This window comes from Carnimonas nigrificans ATCC BAA-78 (genome assembly GCF_000526695.1).
Lineage (GTDB): Bacteria > Pseudomonadota > Gammaproteobacteria > Pseudomonadales > Halomonadaceae > Carnimonas > Carnimonas nigrificans.
This window is the reverse complement of record NZ_JAGO01000010.1, coordinates 506,266-525,138: the sequence shown is the minus strand read 5'-3', so window position 1 is coordinate 525,138 and position 18,873 is coordinate 506,266. Positions and strand designations below refer to the sequence as shown.

The following is an 18,873-nucleotide window of genomic DNA, read 5'->3' as shown; positions in this document are numbered from 1 at the left end:
AGGGATGACGGTAGCTCATCCTGCTCACAAAATTAGCCGCACATTTAGGGCGTTGTGTTCAGGTAACACCAGCAGGGAGTGCTTACAGAGTGAGCACTCCCTTTTATATGACGGAAGCGCAGCATCAAGGTCGCGTGAATACCCTGGCGACGGTAGTGCGTCATCCCAGGCATTTCCACCACCGCTTGAGCATGCAATATCCAGATAGCTGCCGATGAGACCCACCAACTACGCAATCGCGGCTGCTTCCACTTCGCGCTCGGTCGCCTTGATAAACAGTTCGGTAAGTTGCTCTGGGGTGCGCCCTGCGGCGATGGCGGGCAGGAACTGATGCGTATAGACGCAGTACTGTCCATCGTAGGCGCGAAAGCGGTAGGTGTTTTTTTCGGGCAGCCGCTCAAACACTTCGATACGGTAGCGGGTGTCGCGGTGCGCAGGAGTCGGGAGGTGACGAAAACGGGGCATAGGGTGCTCCTTCGTTGCTCGGCGGCGCGATGAATGCGCTGCATATCCTTACGGGGTAGGCGCTTGCCGGGAGAGGCGCGCGGTGACGGGAGCTACCCTAGCGTTCCGTTGTGACCCTATCGTGACAAAATGTTGCATCAGCTTGTGCAGCGAGAAGATTGCATGGAGGGCGCGCCAATATCAGCAGGTGAGCAGCGCCTGCGCAGGTTCGCTACACTGGGCGAATGTTCTTTGCTGGTTTGTCTTCGGAGGTGTTCGCGGTGTCCGTTTCTTCCTCTTTCCATGCGCCTGACGCGGTACGCCAGCGGCTTGTTACCGCCACGCGCAGTGTCCTTGCCGATATTCCGCTCGCCTCGCCATGGCGTACTTCGCCCGATTTGCTGCATGTGACCACGGTCTCTCTATTCGTGCTTGAATCACTTCAGCGTGATCCTGAGCTGCTCGAACGCCTGGAGGCTGGCGGCGAGCTGCATCAGCCACCTTCCCGCGAGCATATGCGTGCGCGGCTTAATGAAGCACTCAGCGCCTGCCATAGTGAAGATGAACTGGCGGCCACCCTGCGCAAGCTGCGTCGTGAGTGGATGGTGGGGATCATTTGGCGTGACCTGTGCCGCGATGCTACTCAGGGAAACGTGAAGAGCGCGTGGGATACGGCGGCGGCGGTGTCGCAGTTAGCGGATGTGATGGTACAGGGAGCGCTGGGCTGGCTGGAGGCGTTTCTCGCGCCGCGTTGGGGGCGTGCCTGGTACAAGGATGGCGGCGCCATGTCGCTGATCGTGCTGGGAATGGGCAAGCTGGGCGCGGGGGAGCTGAACCTCTCTTCCGATATTGACCTCATCTTTGCTTATACCCACGACGGCGATACCCAGGGCGGCAAGCGCTCGCTGGCGCATCTGGATTACTTCACCCGCATTGGGCAGAAGCTGATTCGCGCTCTGGATAGCACCACCATGGACGGCTTCGTGTTCCGCGTGGACATGCGCTTGCGGCCGTTGGGGGAAGGCAGCCCGCTGGTGGCGAGCTTTGCTTCCCTTGACCGTTACTACCTTGAGCAGGGGCGCGAGTGGGAGCGCTTCGCGCTGGTCAAGGCTCGTCCGATTGCGGGAGACATTGACGCAGGGCAGGCGTTGCTTGAGCGGTTGTCCCCGTTTATCTATCGACGTTATATAGATTACGGGGCGATTCAATCGCTGCGTGACACCAAGGCGATGATTAACCGCGAAGTACGGCGGCGTGGCCTGCACGACAATATCAAGCTAGGTGCGGGCGGAATTCGCGAGGCGGAATTTGTGGTGCAGGTGTTCCAGTTGGTGCGCGGTGGCCGTGATACCGAACTGCAAACCCCGTCGCTGAGGCAGGCGATGGCTACGCTGGGGGAGCTGGAGCTACTGCCCGGCGAGCAGTTAGCGGCGCTGGAAGCCGACTATTTGCTGCTGCGCGATAGCGAACATGCGCTTCAGGCGCTGGATGACCGCCAAACCCAGGATCTGCCTGATAACGATGAAGATCGCGAACGTTTGGCGATTGCGCTGGGGCGTGCGAGCTGGCCGCTGCTGGAAGAAGAACTGAGCACGCTACGGCAGCGCGTCCATGGGCTGTTTGATGCAGTTATCTCTAGTGACGAAGAACCGCAGGCAGAAGATGTCAGTAGTCCTGACATGCGTGAGTGGCGGGCGCTGTGGCAGGGTGATCTTGATGAGACGGAAGCCGCAGCCACGCTATCGCAGCACGGCTTTGTCGAGCCTTTACGCTCATTGTCACTGCTCAAGGGGCTGGCGAATTCTCACGCGGCACGCGCCATGCAGCGGATCGGGCAGCAGCGGCTGGATGCGCTGATGCCGCTGCTGCTGGCGTCTATCGTAAGCGAATATCGGCAAACCATGGCTGATGCGGATAGCGCTTCTGCGCAGCACGCTTCCAGCAGCGCACGACTACGGGTGCATTATCGCGATCAGCCCCCCGATGTGGTGCTGGCGCGTATTCTGCCGCTGGTGGAGGCGGTGTTGCGGCGTACCGCTTATCTGTCGCTGCTGCGTGAAAGCGATGCAGCACGTATTCAATTGATTCGCCTGTGTGCCGCAAGTCCGTGGGTGGCCGAAGAACTGGCGCGCTATCCCCATCTGCTTGATGAGCTGTTAACCCCCGCCACGCTCTATACCCCGCCTGATCGCGAAAGCCTGACGGCCTCGCTGGATATGGCGCTGCTGCGTATTCCTGAAGAAGATGAAGAGGCGCAACTGGAAGCGCTGCGCATGTTCAAGCACGCGCAGGTACTGTCGGTAGCGGCCTCTGATCTGGCTGGGCTGCGTCCGTTGATGCAGGTGAGCGATGCCCTGACGCTGATCGCTGAAGTGATCGTCGAGCGCGTGCTACAGATGGCATGGCGACGCATGGTGGGGCGCTATGGGCAACCGCAGTCACCGCATCAGCAGAGCGATATGCCGGGGCTGGCGGTGATTGGCTACGGCAAGCTGGGCGGTATAGAGCTGGGCTACGGCTCTGATCTTGATCTGGTCTTCATTCATAACGCTACCACTGGCGGTGTCACCGATGGCCCGCGTCAGCTTGATAACAACGTATTCTTTACCCGACTTGGGCAGCGCATCATTCATATGCTGACCGTAGTGACGCCCAGCGGCGTTCTCTATGAAGTGGATATGCGGCTGCGTCCTTCGGGCAATTCGGGGCTGCTGGTCTCCTCCCTGAGCGCCTTTGGCGACTATCAGCGCCAGCACGCCTGGACCTGGGAGCATCAGGCACTGGTGCGGGCGCGAGCGATTGCCGGCCACCCCCAGCTACGACACGACTTCGAACAATTGCGGCGCGATATTTTGACACAACCGCGTGAACGCACGACGTTACGCCAGGAAGTGGTCAGCATGCGCCATAAGATGCGCGAGCACTTGAGTTCTGCGAAGGAGGATTCAGACTGCTTCAATCTGAAACAGGACGCGGGCGGCATGGTGGATATCGAATTTATCGACCAATACGCGGTACTGGCCTTTGCCAGTGAATACCCTGCACTGTGCCAGTGGAGCGATAACGTACGAATTCTCGAAGCGCTGAGTGAGTGCGGCTGCTGGCCCGGTGACGCTATCAAGGCGTTGCACGACGCCTACCTTCACTATCGGGACGCCAACCACCTGAATGCGCTAGCCAAGCGTAGCTCTCGTGTCGCGCCCACCGCTTTCAAGCAGGAGCGTGAGCGCGTCACGAACTGCTGGCAGTGCTGGATGGAAGAAGGGCAAGTCGAGGCCGGCTTCAGTTAAGCTGCTGTTTCCTCGGGCCATATGGCGTGGCGCGAGGGCCGCCATATGATTAGCCCCCTGATACAACTTACTGCCCGCCTGTAGCGGGCAGTGAACGTTGGGAGGGGCGCTTTTATCTATCCTGCAACTGTGCGATGTCAGCCACGATGTCGTAGCAGCGCAGGCGATCTTCCAGGGCGTAAAAATCGGCATTAAGCATGAGTTCATCGGCCTGGGTCTGCTCCAGCAATTCATTCAGCCCATCGCGCACTCGCTCGGGGCCACCAACAACCGCAGCCGACAGATGCTCCTGCACCTGAGCGCGTTCGATGGGCGACCAGTCCAGTGATTCTACCGGGGGGCGTGCGCGAGTCGAGCGGCCACGCCGCAGATTGAGAAACTTCTGCTGCATCACGCTGGCGTGGTAGTTAGCGAGTTCATCGCTTTCAGCAGCAACCACGGGAATACACAGCATCGCGTAAGGTTCCGCCAGATACTCGGAAGGTGTGAACTGCTCACGGTAGAGGCGCAGCGCCTGATGCATATAGGCCGGTGCAAAATGGCTTGCAAAGGCAAAGGGCAGGCCCAGTCGTGCGGCGAGCTGAGCGCTGAAACCGCTTGAACCCAATAGCCATACCGGCACCTGAGTGCCCTGACCGGGAATGGCGTGAATGCGTTGACCGGGGTAGGACTCGCCGAGATAGCCGAGCAACTCCATCACATCATCAGGGAAGGTGTCGGCAGCGCTGTAGTCGCGGCGCAGGGCGCGCAGGGTGGCACCATCAGTGCCGGGGGCACGCCCCAGGCCAAGATCAATGCGGTTGGGGTGCAGGGTAGCGAGGGTGCCAAACTGTTCGGCAATCACCAGCGGCGCGTGGTTGGGAAGCATGATGCCGCCACTGCCGAGCCGAACGGAGTCAGTGTGGTCGGCAACGTGGCCCAGCAGCACGGAGGTTGCTGCACTGGCGATGCCATCAATATTGTGGTGCTCGGCCATCCAGAGCCGCTGATAGCCAAGCGCTTCGGCACGCTGCGCCAGCGCCACCGAATTCTTGAAGCTCTCGGCAGCGCTGCCGGTGTCCCGAATAGGGGCCAGATCGAGCACTGAGAGAGGCGTAGTGGTTAAACGTGTCATGAAAAATCCTCAAGGCATCACGCGCAAAATGCGTGGGGTATGGTGCTGATCTGGGGATGCTTTGGGATATCTACAAGCAGGAAGGTGCCCAGCGGCGAGCATCTGCGGTGGGGATTTTTCTTACGAGCAGCTACGCAATGGCCAGTGTTCCGGCGCTTGCGGCTGGTGAGGCATTACACACCTTCATGGACACAATGCCTCTTTTTATCCAGCGACAGGGGCCTTATAGCGGTAACGGCTTCCGCAACAAGGCCCTGATTGCACTACATATCGTCATCTTCGGCGCTGTTAACATTGATAACGCCGTCAATTTCACCGAGCTGACCGACCAGATTCGGCAGTCGCTGCTTGCCACGCAGATCGAGGGTCACGCGCACACGCTGCTTGCCTTCGCTCTCGATTCCTTTATTCACGTTGAAGCTCTCGACGGTGAAGCCCATGTTGGTACAGCGGGAGAGGATATTGCCGAGTACTCCCGCATCGTTGAAGTAGGAGATCGAGAGGCGTACCGGCAGCAACTGGTTGTTGCGCAGGGTGCGGAACAGGCGCGGGAACAGCAGCATGGTGACGAAGTGCCCGGCTGTAACGAACAGCGCAATGCTGAATAGCCCCGCGCCACATGCCATGCCGATGGCGGAGGTAAGCCACACGGAAGCTGCGGTGGTCAGCCCTTGTACATTGTCGCGGCGCATAAAGATCACGCCGCCGCCAATAAAACCGATGCCGGAGACGATCTGCGCGGCGACACGAGAAGGGTCGATGGAGACATTGGGGTCGCCGATCATGTCGTTAAAGCCGTACTTCGACACCAGCATGATTAGCGCAGAAGAGAAGCCTACGACCGTACAGGTGCGCAATCCCGCGCTTTTGTGACGAATTTCGCGTTCAAGTCCAATCAAGGCAGAAAGAACAAACGCGAGTGTCAGAGCGGCTAGTTGTATGCCTAAGCCGAATTGACCTTCAATGGTTGGCATGAGGTGCGTATTCCTTGGTGTGAACGTTGTTATGTTGTTTTTTAATCTTGCCTGACGAGAAGGCCAGCAGTTGCGTCCGAATGAAAGCGCAAAAGAGTGCAAAAAGAGATGCGAAGCCCGATTCGGTGGCAGTAACGTTTAGGCTGCCCCGCATTTTTCTGCGCAGAGTGGCAGTGTTGTTGATTTCTGGCGCACTCTCAAGGAGTGTTTGTCGAGTCCAATAAAAAAGCCGAACGTGAAGGTTCGGCCTTTGATTCTCTCAGTGCGATCGCCGCATCACGGCAGCTGCTCATCAGTACTGTCGTTGGCTGCTCCAGCCACATTCTTGCGGTGCTTGCGCAGGGCGCTGCCTACTGCCGCCGCTCCCGGTGCTGTGGAACTTGCGCCGCTACCCCAGTCAGAGGCGTAGGCGTTGTTCATTTGCGCATAATCAAGTCGTTTATCGACCCAGCGCAGTATCACCAGCTGCAAAATCATGACCGCGATGCAGATCAGGGTGCTTTCGATATCGAGCATCAACATGGTGGTTACCTCGTCGTCCGGCAGCCGCTGGTACAGCCATCGGGAAATTCATACGGTGTGCATGGCGGCGTGAAGAGATGGGAAATACCCCAGCAGCCAGCAGAAATAATGGCGCCTATGATGACAACTTTCAGCCTGAATGAACAGAGTGCATGCCCACTGCCAAGGCATGGATGCAGTCGAACGGCCTTCCTTCTATAGGAGACTATAGAAGAAGAGCCATATTCGCCATTAGTTGCATTGCATTGTGCTTCTGCATGATGACCATGTAACCCTGCCATAGCTCGGCACCACACCCATCACGGGAATCTGGAGAGGTCATTCATGCGCTATCTGAACAACGATATTCTCGCGACGCTTGCCAATCATCCCAATGTCCAGCTTCCTACCTATGATCGCACCAGGCTTGAAGTCTCCATTGTTCACTTCGGCGTAGGGGGCTTTCATCGCTCTCATCAGGCGATGTATCTGGATACCTTGATGTGCCAAAGCGAAGAGGCGCTGAAGTGGGGGATCTGCGGAGTGGGGCTGATGGAGAACGATCGCCGCATGCAAGAGGTACTCGATCATCAGCAGGGGCTTTATACGCTGCTGGTTAAAAAGCCCGATGGCGATATTGATGCGCGCGTGATCGGTAGTCTGGGCGAGTACCTTTACGCCCCCGATGACCCTTTCGCGGTGATCAAGCGCATGGCGCACCCCAGTACCCGAATTGTGTCGCTGACCATTACGGAAGGGGGCTACAACTTCGATCCTGCGACGGCGCAGTTCGATTTCGATAACCCCAACGTGATCAGCGATCTTGAAGGATACCCCCAGCGCACCACCTTCGGACTGATCTGTTCGGCGCTGGATATCAGGCGTCAGGCGGGGCTGGACCCCTTCACCGTGATGTCGTGTGACAATATCCACAATAACGGCGATATCGCGCGAGATACCTTTTTGGCCTTTGCCGAGCGCAAATCCAAGGCGCTGGCCGAGTGGATGGCACTACATGTGAAGTTTCCCAACGCCATGGTGGATCGCATCACGCCTGCCACCACCGATGATGATCGCCGCCTGGTGCGCGAAAAGTTCGGCATTGAAGACGCCTGGCCGGTGGTGTGCGAGCCGTTCAAGCAGTGGGTGGTAGAAGACAGCTTCACTCAGGGAAGGCCGGAGCTTGAGAAGGTCGGCGTGCAGTACGTGGATGACGTGCTCCCCTATGAACTGATGAAGCTGCGCCTGTTGAATTGCGGCCATCTGGCGATTGGCCTGCTCGGCTATCTGGCGGGCTTCCGCTATGTCCATGATGTGTGCGAAGACCCGCTGTTCGTCGATTTCCTTACACGTTATATGGAGCGTGAAGCGTCGCCGACACTGGCGCCGGTGCCCGGTGTCGATCTGGACGAGTACCGTCACCAGTTGATTGAGCGCTTTGCCAATCCACAGATTCGCGACACACTGGCACGACTGTGTGCTGAGTCATCGGAGAAACTGCCCAAGTGGCTGGTGCCGGTGATTCGCGATCAGCTGGCCTCCGATGGCGAGCTGCACATGTGTGCCATTATCGTGGCGGGCTGGGCGCGCTATGCGGAAGGCGTGGACGATCAGGGCGAACATTACGAGATCGTCGATCGCCAGAGCGATATGGTATCGGCCATGGCCGGTCTGAATGATTCCAAGCCCGACGCCTTCCTTAAAAACGTGCACTGGTTTGGCGATCTGGCCGAATACGAACGCTTCCATGCGCTCTATCTTGAAATGCTTGAATCGCTGCACAGTAAGGGCGCGCGGGCCACGCTGGAAGCCTACGTTTATCGTGACCAGTAGCATGAAGGGGGCGACGGGCTTGTGTCGCGCTGTTGCTTCCGGAATTTGATACAAGCGCACTTTTGCGTAGTCACACATTGATCAGCGGGCGCTGATGACAGTGCCCTTGATGAGCACCTTCCAGCGCATTTGTTTCTTCTTGCTGGAAGCAGTAGAAACGACAGAATACTGACACAGCGCATCGGGTGGCTGGTCGTTTAACGGCGGTTTGTATAAGCGTGGCGACATGCAGTGCACGGTGTCATCACAGCATAACGATAAGGAACGTAACATGTACGTCGGTGTGGATTGCGGTACTCAGAGTACCAAAGTGGTCATCATGAGTGCCGATTCACTGCGCATTATCGGCACTGCCTCGGTGGCTCACTCGCTGGATCAGGCGGACAACGGGCGCAGGGAGCAGCAGCCTTCGCAGTGGGTGAGCGCGTTCGAGGAGGCTTTGGCGAAGGCGCTCAGCGATGCCGGCGTATCGGGCCAGCAGATCAAGGGCATCGGGGTGTCGGGGCAGCAGCACGGCATGGTGGCGCTTGATGCCGATGGCAAGCCGGTCTATCCGGCCAAGCTGTGGTGTGATACTGAATCCGCCGCTGAAAATGCCGAATTGCTCGAACAGCTCGGCGGCCCCCAGGGAGCACTGGACACACTGGGCGTCGTGCTGCAAACCGGCTATACGGCTTCCAAGATCGCCTGGCTGCGGCGTCACCACCGTGATGCCTACGACCGCATCAAGACCATTCTGCTGCCGCATGATTATCTGAACTTCTATCTGACCGGCGAGCGCGTCACTGAAGCAGGGGATGCCTCGGGCACCGGTTACTTCGATACACGTCAGCGGCAGTGGTCCCGTGAAGCCTTCGCTCTTGTTGCGCCGGAGCTTGATAGCGATGAGGTGCTGCCCCGCGTAATTGAATCACATCAGCCAGCCGGACAATTGCTGCCCGAGGTTGCCGAGCGGCTGGGGCTATCTCGCGAGGTGCTGGTTTCAAGCGGCGGCGGCGACAATATGATGGCCGCTATCGGTACGGGGGCGATTACCCCCGGCCTCATGACCGTGAGCATGGGGACATCGGGCACGCTGTTTGGCTATAGCGATCAGCCTATGGTTACCCAGAATGGCCTGGCGGCCAACTTCTGCTCATCCAGCGGCGGTTGGCTGCCGCTGGTATGCACCATGAACCTGACCTCCGCCACCACGCAGATGCGCACTACGCTCGGCATGACGCTGGACGAATTCAATCAGGCCGCTGCCAGTGCCGAGCCGGGAGCAGGGGGCATTACCTGCCTGCCGTTCTTCAACGGTGAGCGAGTTCCCGCACTGCCTACGGCTACCGCCAGCTTTGTCGGCATGTCGAGCTTCAATATGTCGTCGAACAATCTGGCGCGCGCGGTCATGGAAGGTACTACCTTCGGGCTGCGCTACGGCCTTGATGCGCTGCTGCCTGCCGATCAGCCTGCACCGCAGCATATCCGGCTGGTGGGGGGCGGCGCGAAAAGTGCGCTGTGGCGCCAAATGGTCAGCGACATCATGAACTGCGAACTGGTGTGCCCGCAAAGCCCAGAGGCCGCCGCGCTGGGGGCCGCGCTGCAAGCGCTGTGGTGTCATGGGCAGTGGGCAGAAAACTCGGTAACGCTGGAAACCCTGTGCAGTCAGGCGGTTCGCCTGGATGAATCGACACGCTGCGTGCCGCAAGCCGAACAGAGCGGCCGCTATCGCGAGCTGTATCAGCGCTATCTGGAGGTGCTGCACCAGCATTACCCCGAGGTGAAATAAGTCAGGCTTCCTTGGAAGTGTGACTGTTCAGGTGCGATGGGCTGGCGTTAACGATGCACGTAATGCCGCTTGATGAGATGTCAGGTGTTGATTATTGGGCATGTTGCCCGCAGTGATACAGGATATTGCCATTCATTTGTGGCAAGTCAGCGCGGCAGAGAATAGCGCGCCAAGGGGTATTTCGTGGGCTGGCAGAGCGGTTTTATTGCGGAAGTGGTAAAAGAACGTGGTAAAAATACACAAATAGTGGCAAAGCGTTGCATGGAGCGCGCAACATTGCCGCTGATGCGGTAGGATGAGAATCCTCTTTTGCGGTGCTTTCCGTGACGTATCGGCATAGGGCCTGTGGCTTCCGGTACGCCGACACTCAGCTTGAAACGCAATTCGCATTGGGCAGCCGAGAACACGATGCCTCTCGGGCCGAACAGGTACCCGTACCTCAAACAGGAGACAGATATGACGACGCAGCTGGAAGGACTCAAAAAGTTCTCTAAAGTGGTTGCCGATACAGGCGATCTTGAAGCGATTAAGAAATATCAGCCGGTTGATGCCACCACCAATCCGTCACTGATTCTCAAAGCGTTCGATCTTCCCGGCTATAAAGAGCTGATCGACACTGTTGTGAAGGAAGCGGCTGCTGAAGAAACCGGCGAAGGCCAGGTTGATCACATTATTGATCGTCTCTCGGTGGCGATGGGTACCGAAATTTCCAAGATCGTGCCCGGTCGCGTATCTACCGAAGTGGCAGCCAAGCTTTCCTATGACAAGGACGCCAGCATCGCCAAGGCGCGCAAGCTGATCGACCTTTACAAGAAAGCAGGTGTTTCTTCTGACAAGGTGCTGATCAAGCTGGCCTCTACCTGGGAAGGCATTCAGGCCGCTGAAATCCTCGAAAAAGAAGGCATTCAGTGTAACCTTACCCTGCTGTTCAGCGACGCTCAGGCGCGTGCCTGCTTCGAAGCTGGCGTCTTCCTGATCTCGCCGTTCGTTGGCCGTGTACTCGACTGGTACAAGAAGGAAACCGGTACCGAGTCATACAGTGCCGATGAAGATCCGGGCGTGAAGTTCGTGCGTGGTGTTGCCAAATACGCCTCCGAGCGCGGCTATGAAACCATCGTGATGGGCGCAAGCTTCCGTAATACCGACGAGATTCTGGCGCTGGCCGGCCTGAACCGCCTGACCATCTCTCCTGCTCTGCTTGAAGAGATGAGCAACACCGAAGGTGAAGTAGAATCCGGCATCGCTACCGACGTTCAGAAGGTAGAACGTGGTGAGCGCATTACTGAAGCCGAATTCCGCTGGCAGCACAGCGCTGATCCGATGGCGAACGACAAACTTGCCGAAGGTATCCGCAACTTCGCGAAAGATACCGAGAAACTGGCTGATCTGATTCGCAAAAAGCTGTAACCGCCAAGGCCGCCCGCTTCTGACGGGCGGCTGATGCACAGTAACGGCTCCTGAGCATCATGCTCAGGGGCCGTTTTTTTATGGGCTGTCACGCCAAAGAGCGAGTTATTACTCACGTCGTTACGGTGACGAAGAGCGTCGATCTGGATGGTTTTTATGGGAACACCGCCGAAAGAGGGAACGTTTATTACGCCTTTTCTCCGCTCTTTCTGGCGGCTTTATTATTCCTTGATAAGCATCAGGTTATAAGTGACAGCAATAAAAAAGCGTCACAGGAAACGCTGATTTCTTTTAGTAAACTTACGTACTTAAACTTTGGTTGTATATCTCGTTGCCACGGCCTGTAGCATGCTGCCTTCGTTCAATTGCAATATGCATAGTTACATCTCGCACCTGACCTGACGTAGGCAGGTGATTGGTAAAGGTCGTTCTTAGATATGAATACAAATTCTGTTTCCTCTGCCTCTTCCCGCAAAGGGCTAACGGGCGGAGCGCTGGTGGCCGTTATTTCGGTGATCGCCGCCCTGGGGGGCCTGCTGTTTGGCTATGACACCGGTATCATCGGAGTAGCGCTGCTGGGGCTGGGAGATGATTTCCAGGTAACCGATCAAAGCAAGGAGCTTGTCACCTCGGCGATTGTGGCGGGTGCGCTGGTAGGCTGTATTGGTACAGGGCCAATCTCTGACCGCCTGGGCCGCCGTCGTGCCACCATGCTGGTAGGGCTGGTCTTCGTGATTGGCTCGCTGATGTCAGCCGCGACGCCTTCCATTGCCGTGCTGATCCTGGCACGTTTTCTGCTGGGGCTTGCTACCGGTAGCGCCAGTCAGATTATTCCGGTCTATATCGCTGAAGTTACGCCGCCCAAGCATCGCGGCACCATGGTGGTGATGTTCCAGTTCATGGTGGTATTGGGCATCTGCTTCGCTTACCTATGGGGCTATATCCTGGGCCATGAATGGCGCTGGATGTTCTTCCTTGGCGTGATCCCCGCGGTGATTCTGATGATTGGCATGATCGTGCTGCCAGAGAGTCCGCGCTGGCTGGTCAGCAAGAAGCGCAATGAAGAAGCGCTCGGCATTCTGACCCGTGTACGTGGCGAAGAAGAGTCTGCTCGCGTTGAGCTGAAGGAAATCGAAGAGGTAGCCAACCAGCCGCAGGGAAGCTGGAAGGATCTGCTGACCACCAAATGGCTGCGGCCAGCCATTATTGTCGGCTTCGGTATCGCGATGTTTTCGCAGATTACCGGTAACAACGCGATCATCTATTATGCGCCTACCATCCTCCACGATGCGGGTTTTAGCGATACTGCCTCAGTGCTGGCACCGGCTGGTGGCGCTGTTCTTATTACCATTACCACGCTGGTCGGGTCGCTGATTATCGACAAGGTGGGCCGTCGCCGCTATCTGCTGACCATGATTCCCGGCTCGGTGATTGCGCTGGTGATTCTGGGCTTTCTGTTCCACGGCAGTACCGGCGATTTCACGACTACTCAACAATCGTTGATCGTGGTCTGCCTGATTGCCTACCTGGCGCTTAATTGCGGTGGCTTCGGGGTCTGCATTTGGCTGATTATCTCGGAAGTCTTCCCGCTGTACGTGCGCAGTAAAGGAGCCAGTATCGGTGCCTTCAGCCACTGGGCGTTCAACCTGATTGTCAGTCTGACCACGCTCTCAATGATTGCCCATATCGGTTTGAGCTACGCCATGTGGGTCTACGCGGCCATTTCAGTGCTGGCGGTGCTGTTCGTTATCTTTATGGTGCCGGAAACTGCGGGCCGTTCGCTGGAAGAGATCGAACATGACCTGCGCCACCACCGTTTCTTCCCTTCGAGCAAGAAACGCTCTCGCTGATCTGATCACTCGTTCGAGCAGTGTTGCCAGCACTGCTTGAGAGCTATACTCAACGGTCGCAGCCTTATGGTTGCGACCGTTTTTCGTTTTGGTCTGGGAGAGCTATCGTGAGTGATGCAAGCGCACCTTTAACGCCCATAGTGCTATCTATTCAGTCCCATGTGGCCTACGGTCATGTGGGTAATTCGGCGGCGGTATTCACCCTGCAACGGTTGGGTATCGAGGTGGTGGCGGTCAATACGGTGCAGTTCTCCAATCACACTGGCTATGGCGAGTTTCGTGGCCAAGTGTTTGCCGCATCGCATATCGAAGATGTTCTGGAAGGATTGCGCGCACGCGGTGTGCTGGCGCAATGCAGTGCGGTACTTTCAGGCTATCAGGGGGATGCGGGAACCGGTGAAGCCATTCTCGATGTGGTGGGGGAAATTCGCCGCCACCAACCGGGGGCGCTCTATCTGTGTGACCCTGTGATGGGGGATGTGGGGCGCGGCATGTTTGTACGCCCGGGAATTCCCGAATTCATGCAGCGTCGCGCGGTGCCCTGCGCCGATCTTATTACGCCCAATCAGTTTGAATTCGAATACCTGATTGGGCGCTCGCTTTCTGATACCAGTGATGCCATTGCCGCTGCCCGTGAGCTGTTGCAGCGCGAACAGCAGCTTGAGCATGTGGTTATTACCAGCCTGGTAACGCCGGATGTTGCCGATAACCGGCTGCGCACGCTGGCGGTATCGCGTAAGCAAGCGGGCTATGTAGAAGCGCCGCGCATTGTGCTGGAGCCGCTACCCAACGGAATGGGCGATACCTTCTCGGCAGTGCTGCTGGGGGATTACCTGCGCTATCGCGACATCGGTCGGGCCTTGGAGCATGCCACTGGCGCTCTGACCGAGCTTTTGCAGCATACTCGTGCCGGTATGCGCGATCTGCCGTTGATCGCAGCTCAGCAGCAGCTGGTTACGCCGAGCGGGGAGTATCACTTTGAGCTGGCGGAGTGAGTGGGCAGTTCAGGCACATTGGCGGTATATGTTTTAGTGGAATAACGCCATCGGTTTTTATTTCTTAATAAATGATCGAGGGGCGGTTTTAATAGACGGGTGTTGAGAAACCAACAGTGAGAAGGGCATGGCCTACACCCGCGACGACCACTACTTTGGCATGGATGGAGCAGCGCTTGCTCTGGACACTGCCGCACCGCCCACCCCTGCGCGTGGACGTAGCGCTGTGCTGGAGCTTAAACGCCGTTCGGATAGCCTGACGCCGCCCAGTATTCGTGCGACGGCGCTGGTCTTCAATGATCCGCGCTCACGAGCACTGGAAGAGCGTATTCAGCGTTTTGCGCAGAGCGAAGCCAGCGTGCTGATTGTTGGGCAAACCGGCACCGGCAAAGAGCTGGTGGCGCGGCATGTCCACGCCTGCTCGCGACGTGCTGAAGGCCCTTTTGTGGCAATCAACTGTGCCGCGCTGCCAGAAGCACTGGCCGATGCCGAGCTGTTCGGGCATGAGCGCGGGGCCTTTACCGGCGCAACCGAAGCGCGTGCGGGCTATTTCGAAACGGCACATAAAGGCACGCTATTTCTCGATGAAATTGGTGATCTTGCGCTGCCGATGCAGATCAAGCTGCTGCGCGTATTGCAGGAACGTTCAGTGGTGCGTTTGGGAGCGCGTGCGCCGCGCCAGCTGGATGTACGGATCGTAGCGGCCACCAACGTCGATCTTGAGCGTGCGGTGGCAGCAGGGCGCTTTCGTGAAGATCTCTATTTTCGTCTTAACGTGGCCCGCCTCGATGTGCTGCCGCTTAGCCAGCGCCCCGGTGATATCGACCCGCTGGTAGAGCATTTCCTTCATCTCTATGTGCAGCGTAGTCACCTGCCGCCAACTCGGCTGAGCAAGGCGGCGCGTCAGCGTCTTCACCTGTATGACTGGCCCGGCAATATTCGCGAGCTGGAAAATGCGATTCATCACGGTGTGCTGCTGGCCCGCAATGGCGTGATTGAAGCGGAAGATCTGATGCTGGCGGGCGCTCGTCATCAAGGAAATACTACGCCCACCGCTCAACTCGACAGTGCTATCGAACAACTTCTTAATGAAGTATCTGCTGCTTCAGGCAGCGAACATGATGCTGATGCAGAAGGGGTATTTTCTCGGGTGCTTCATCAACTGGTCAGCCTCGCCATGCAGCGCACCGGCAATAATCAGGTTCAGGCCGCCAAACTGCTTGGCATCAGCCGCAACACCCTGCGCACTCAATTAAGTCACTTCGGTTATCTGTAACGGCGGCGCGGCTCTGTCTTATGTATGCGTTTGGCTTTTCATGACGAGGATAACGTTCACTTCGCGCCAGCCTGCTGTTGCAGGTAGGAAGAGGGAAGCACATCTTTTCCCACCATTGCCGTTCCTGGTAAATAGCGATGGCGGTACTACCTGCGTGTGCAGCTCCTGATCGTAGTACTTTCCGCGAGCTTGAGGCGGCGATGTACTCAATACCGCAATATGCGCTGGGCCTTATGTATCTGCACTTTTGAGATTAGTGATAACGGGAGGAAGCAAGGCGATCAGGTTTTTAGATCAAAATTGAATGACGTCATGCATTTTTTGATGATGGAGTGAAGGCGTGGTACTGGTAGGCTGCGCGCCATATTGTTTAGCTATACAGAAGTTGAAATTGATGAATATTCCTTTGATATCCAATGTGGTGATTTTTGCCATTTTGCTGCTGGCGCTCGCGCGTTTGCTGCCGAGTGGCTGGAGTCTTGCCAGAAAAACCCTTACCGCGCTGGTGGTGGGGGTGCTGTTCGGGCTGGGGCTACAGCTAGTGTACGGTTCGGGCAACGCAGTGCTGGCGGATTCGGTTGAGTGGTTCAGCATTGTGGGCAGCGGTTACATCAAGCTGCTGCAAATGATCGTGATGCCGCTGGTGCTGGTCTCGATCCTGAGTGCCATGGTGCGCCTGCATAATGCCTCGCAACTGGGCAAGATCAGCATTCTGACTATCGGCACCCTGCTGGTGACCACCTTTATTGCGGCGCTGGTAGGTATTTTTATTACCCACCTGTTTGGGCTGAGTGCAGAGGGGCTGACCCAGGGCGCGGCTGAAAATGCTCGTCTCGATGCGCTGCAAAGCAGCTATGTAGGCAAGGTGAGTGACCTGACGGTGCCGCAGTGGGTGCTGTCGTTCCTGCCATCCAACCCCTTTGCGGCCCTGACCGGCGCCAGCCCGACCTCGATTATCAGCGTGGTGATTTTTGCGGTGCTGCTGGGAATCGCCGCCATCAAGCTGGTACACGATGATGCAGAAAAAGGTCAGCGCGTCGTCGTCACCATTGATACTGCCCAGGCGTGGATCATGAAGCTGGTGCGCGTGGTGATGCAGCTTACCCCCTATGGGGTGCTGGCGCTGATGACCATTGTGGTTGCTGGCTCCAACGTGCGTGAAATCATCAATCTTGGCACCTTCGTGGTGGCATCCTATATCGGCCTGGCAATCATGTTTGTCGTTCACGCGCTGGTACTGCTGCTGGTCGGCGTTAGCCCCATGGCCTTTTTCCGCAAGGTATGGCCGGTGCTCGCCTTCGGCTTTGCCAGTCGTTCCAGTGCAGCGTCCATTCCGCTCAGCATTGAAGCGCAAACGCAGCGTCTGGGCATTCCCGAGTCGATTGCTTCCTTCGCATCGTCCTTTGGTGCCACTATCGGGCAAAACGGCTGTGCCGGGCTTTACCCCGCCATGCTGGCCACCATGATCGCACCGACCATGGGCATTAACCCGCTTGATCCCGGCTTTGTACTGTCGCTGGCGGTCATTGTGATGATCAGCTCGGCAGGCGTAGCTGGCGTCGGTGGCGGCGCAACCTTCGCTGCACTGATCGTGCTGCCCACCATGGGCATGCCGGTTACGCTGGTGGCACTGCTGATCTCCATCGAACCGCTGATCGACATGGGCCGCACCATGCTCAATATCAACGGCTCAATGACTGCCGGTATGGCGACCAGCCAATGGCTCAAGCAAACCGATAAAGAGCGTCTGAAAAGCAGTGATGACGACGAACTGGCGCAGCAGTAGAGCCTTCTGAGCGCGACTCTTTTGGATCGACGTATTTGAGTAGATTTTAATCCCCTGGTGAAATAATTCCCGGGGGATTATTATTTAGCAGATAGATATGGCCTTTATATCGTGGTCAGGTAGCGGTGGATAATTCACTCTTCATTCACTTTTGCCAGGAAAAACAGTAGCACACAGGCCAGCACGGCAGCTCCCAGATTGTAGAGCATGCCTGCTACAAAAGCCGACGAATATTGAGCGATCTGCGAGGTGGCAGCAGTTCCCGAGAGAGTAGCGTTAAAGAGAATGCCAACGATTGCGACCCCAAGTGCAGCTCCAATTTGCTGCACGGTTGATATAACACCGGAGGCCATGCCGGATTTATCCGCATCAACAAATCCCAGTACCAGATTCAATAGCGGCGTCATGATAGCGCCTTGCCCCGCGCCCACCACGATAAGTACCGGAATCAACATGGCAGGTTTAAGTGCTATATCTACCATCCACACCTGCATAATCAGCATCGCGATAGCGAGTGCGTATATCAGAGCGCCAGTGACAATGGCATATATTCCCCACCGAGCCATTAAGCGCGGTGCGACCAGTGATGCCAATACAAATCCTGCGCTACATGGGGCAAAGATACTGCCGGCCGCAAAGGCATCCAGCCCGAGTCCGGTCTGTACCAGCAAGGCAAAGCAGAGAAAGAACGAGCTGGACGTCGAGTAGATCAGTAACACCAACAGCGCGCCTAACGCAAAGCGCTTTTGAGCCATCAGCTGCATATCCACTAACGGCTCTCTGCCGGAATGTCGCTGGCGTTCCTGCTGGCGATAGAACCACAGCAACACCGCCACGGCTCCGCCCAGAGACCATTGGCTCCATGCCGGCCAACCTTGTTCAGCTCCTTCCATTAATGGAATAAGTAACAAAGCCAATCCAATACTGATCAGAGCAACGCCTGACCAGTCCAGTTGAGAACGCTGGGGTGATATAGATTCAGGGATATAACGCGCCGCGAGAATAGCGACGATGCCAATAGGAATATTAATAAGAAAGATGCTACGCCAGCTCAAACCAAATACATCTGCATGTACCAGCCATCCGCCAAGCACCTGTCCTGCGATGGCTGCCAGCCCAAGGGTCATACCCAGCAATCCAAAAATACGACGTCGGCTATCCCCCTCATTGTTAACGCGGATGGATGCGTAAATTTGTGGAAATAACAGGGCTGCTGTAGCCCCCTGAAACACGCGTGCTCCTATTAGAGACTCCGTGTCTGGCGCTAATCCGCATAATGCCGAGATGAATGTAAAACCAGCCATTCCCATGATAAATAACCGGCGACGCCCGAACAGATCACCCAGCCGTCCACCCGTAATAAGAAGGGCGCCGAAAGAGAGCTGATACCCCGTCAGAATAAAACCAATCTGGGCAAAACTGGCGCCTAACCCGGTTTGAATACTAGGGATAGCCACATTGACGACAAACAGGTCGAACATGGTGATGAACCCCGCCAACAGCAGAGCGCACAGCCCCAGTCTGGGTATTTTACAAGTCGCAGAGGGATTCGATGGCGTAGGTACTTCTCCCATCGTACAGCGGTGATTTGAGTTCATGGTAATTGCCTGCAAGAAGATGTTGGGCAATTCT

The 18,873-nt window shown here is 56.9% G+C and carries 13 protein-coding genes; 8 read left to right on the top strand and 5 right to left on the bottom strand.

The window, feature by feature from the left end:
• Positions 1 to 228: 228 nt before the first annotated feature.
• Positions 229 to 465 carry a hypothetical protein gene (locus L881_RS0103615; RefSeq protein WP_025732357.1) on the bottom strand — a complete coding sequence of 79 codons (237 nt, stop codon included), beginning with the start codon at positions 463 to 465 and terminating at the stop codon, positions 229 to 231.
• Between the two features lie 260 nt (positions 466 to 725).
• On the opposite strand from L881_RS0103615, the gene glnE reads away from it, so the two are divergent.
• A complete protein-coding gene (gene glnE, locus L881_RS0103610) occupies positions 726 to 3,734 on the top strand; it encodes a bifunctional [glutamate--ammonia ligase]-adenylyl-L-tyrosine phosphorylase/[glutamate--ammonia-ligase] adenylyltransferase (RefSeq protein WP_245587916.1) in 3,009 nt (1,002 codons plus the stop codon).
• A 112-nt stretch (positions 3,735 to 3,846) separates the two neighbouring features.
• Here the strand turns inward: glnE and L881_RS0103605 are convergent, their stop codons facing one another.
• The 3 genes from L881_RS0103605 to L881_RS0103595 form a co-directional block, all read right to left on the bottom strand.
• Positions 3,847 to 4,848: an LLM class flavin-dependent oxidoreductase gene (locus L881_RS0103605; RefSeq protein WP_025732355.1), complete on the bottom strand. Its 1,002-nt coding sequence runs from the start codon at positions 4,846 to 4,848 to the stop codon at positions 3,847 to 3,849.
• 263 nt (positions 4,849 to 5,111) lie between these two features.
• Positions 5,112 to 5,822, bottom strand: a complete 711-nt coding sequence (locus tag L881_RS0103600; protein WP_025732354.1) for an MgtC/SapB family protein — start codon at positions 5,820 to 5,822, stop codon at positions 5,112 to 5,114.
• Positions 5,823 to 6,098: 276 nt separating this feature from the next.
• Entirely contained in the window at positions 6,099 to 6,344 is a 246-nt protein-coding gene (locus L881_RS0103595; protein WP_025732353.1) for a hypothetical protein, read from the bottom strand.
• A 324-nt stretch (positions 6,345 to 6,668) separates the two neighbouring features.
• Between L881_RS0103595 and L881_RS0103590 the strand changes: the two genes are divergently transcribed.
• The 7 genes from L881_RS0103590 (at position 6,669) to L881_RS0103555 (ending at position 17,241) form a co-directional block, all read left to right on the top strand.
• A complete protein-coding gene (locus tag L881_RS0103590) occupies positions 6,669 to 8,156 on the top strand; it encodes a mannitol dehydrogenase family protein (protein WP_025732352.1) in 1,488 nt (495 codons plus the stop codon).
• A 271-nt stretch (positions 8,157 to 8,427) separates the two neighbouring features.
• A complete protein-coding gene (gene xylB / locus L881_RS0103585; RefSeq protein ID WP_025732351.1) occupies positions 8,428 to 9,927 on the top strand; it encodes a xylulokinase in 1,500 nt (499 codons plus the stop codon).
• A 456-nt stretch (positions 9,928 to 10,383) separates the two neighbouring features.
• Complete coding sequence (tal, locus tag L881_RS0103580; protein WP_025732350.1) at positions 10,384 to 11,334, top strand: transaldolase; 951 nt, start codon at positions 10,384 to 10,386, stop codon at positions 11,332 to 11,334.
• A 437-nt stretch (positions 11,335 to 11,771) separates the two neighbouring features.
• On the top strand, positions 11,772 to 13,184 hold the full coding sequence (locus tag L881_RS0103570; RefSeq protein WP_025732348.1) for a sugar porter family MFS transporter: 1,413 nt from the start codon (positions 11,772 to 11,774) through the stop codon (positions 13,182 to 13,184).
• Between the two features lie 107 nt (positions 13,185 to 13,291).
• Positions 13,292 to 14,179 carry a pyridoxal kinase PdxY gene (gene pdxY / locus L881_RS0103565; protein WP_025732347.1) on the top strand — a complete coding sequence of 296 codons (888 nt, stop codon included), beginning with the start codon at positions 13,292 to 13,294 and terminating at the stop codon, positions 14,177 to 14,179.
• Positions 14,180 to 14,306: 127 nt separating this feature from the next.
• On the top strand, positions 14,307 to 15,455 hold the full coding sequence (locus L881_RS12760; RefSeq protein ID WP_211238880.1) for a sigma-54 interaction domain-containing protein: 1,149 nt from the start codon (positions 14,307 to 14,309) through the stop codon (positions 15,453 to 15,455).
• Positions 15,456 to 15,849: 394 nt separating this feature from the next.
• Positions 15,850 to 17,241, top strand: coding sequence for an L-cystine transporter (locus tag L881_RS0103555; protein WP_025732346.1), 1,392 nt, complete (start codon positions 15,850 to 15,852; stop codon positions 17,239 to 17,241).
• A 134-nt stretch (positions 17,242 to 17,375) separates the two neighbouring features.
• Here L881_RS0103555 and L881_RS0103550 read toward each other — a convergent pair whose 3' ends face one another.
• Positions 17,376 to 18,839, bottom strand: a complete 1,464-nt coding sequence (locus tag L881_RS0103550) for an MFS transporter (protein WP_025732345.1) — start codon at positions 18,837 to 18,839, stop codon at positions 17,376 to 17,378.
• Positions 18,840 to 18,873 lie beyond the last annotated feature (34 nt).

Bases quoted from the DNA above. Each gene is read 5' to 3' on its own strand.
- L881_RS0103605 (WP_025732355.1), bottom strand. From the start codon at position 4,848: ATGACACGTTTAACCACTACGCCTCTCTCAGTGCTCGATCTGGCCCCT.
- L881_RS0103615 (WP_025732357.1), bottom strand. From the start codon at position 465: ATGCCCCGTTTTCGTCACCTCCCGACTCCTGCGCACCGCGACACCCGC.
- L881_RS0103600 (WP_025732354.1), bottom strand. From the start codon at position 5,822: ATGCCAACCATTGAAGGTCAATTCGGCTTAGGCATACAACTAGCCGCT.
- L881_RS0103555 (WP_025732346.1), top strand. From the start codon at position 15,850: ATGAATATTCCTTTGATATCCAATGTGGTGATTTTTGCCATTTTGCTG.
- L881_RS0103595 (WP_025732353.1), bottom strand. From the start codon at position 6,344: ATGTTGATGCTCGATATCGAAAGCACCCTGATCTGCATCGCGGTCATG.
- L881_RS0103550 (WP_025732345.1), bottom strand. From the start codon at position 18,839: ATGAACTCAAATCACCGCTGTACGATGGGAGAAGTACCTACGCCATCG.
- L881_RS0103570 (WP_025732348.1), top strand. From the start codon at position 11,772: ATGAATACAAATTCTGTTTCCTCTGCCTCTTCCCGCAAAGGGCTAACG.
- xylB (WP_025732351.1), top strand. From the start codon at position 8,428: ATGTACGTCGGTGTGGATTGCGGTACTCAGAGTACCAAAGTGGTCATC.
- tal (WP_025732350.1), top strand. From the start codon at position 10,384: ATGACGACGCAGCTGGAAGGACTCAAAAAGTTCTCTAAAGTGGTTGCC.
- L881_RS0103590 (WP_025732352.1), top strand. From the start codon at position 6,669: ATGCGCTATCTGAACAACGATATTCTCGCGACGCTTGCCAATCATCCC.
- L881_RS12760 (WP_211238880.1), top strand. From the start codon at position 14,307: ATGGCCTACACCCGCGACGACCACTACTTTGGCATGGATGGAGCAGCG.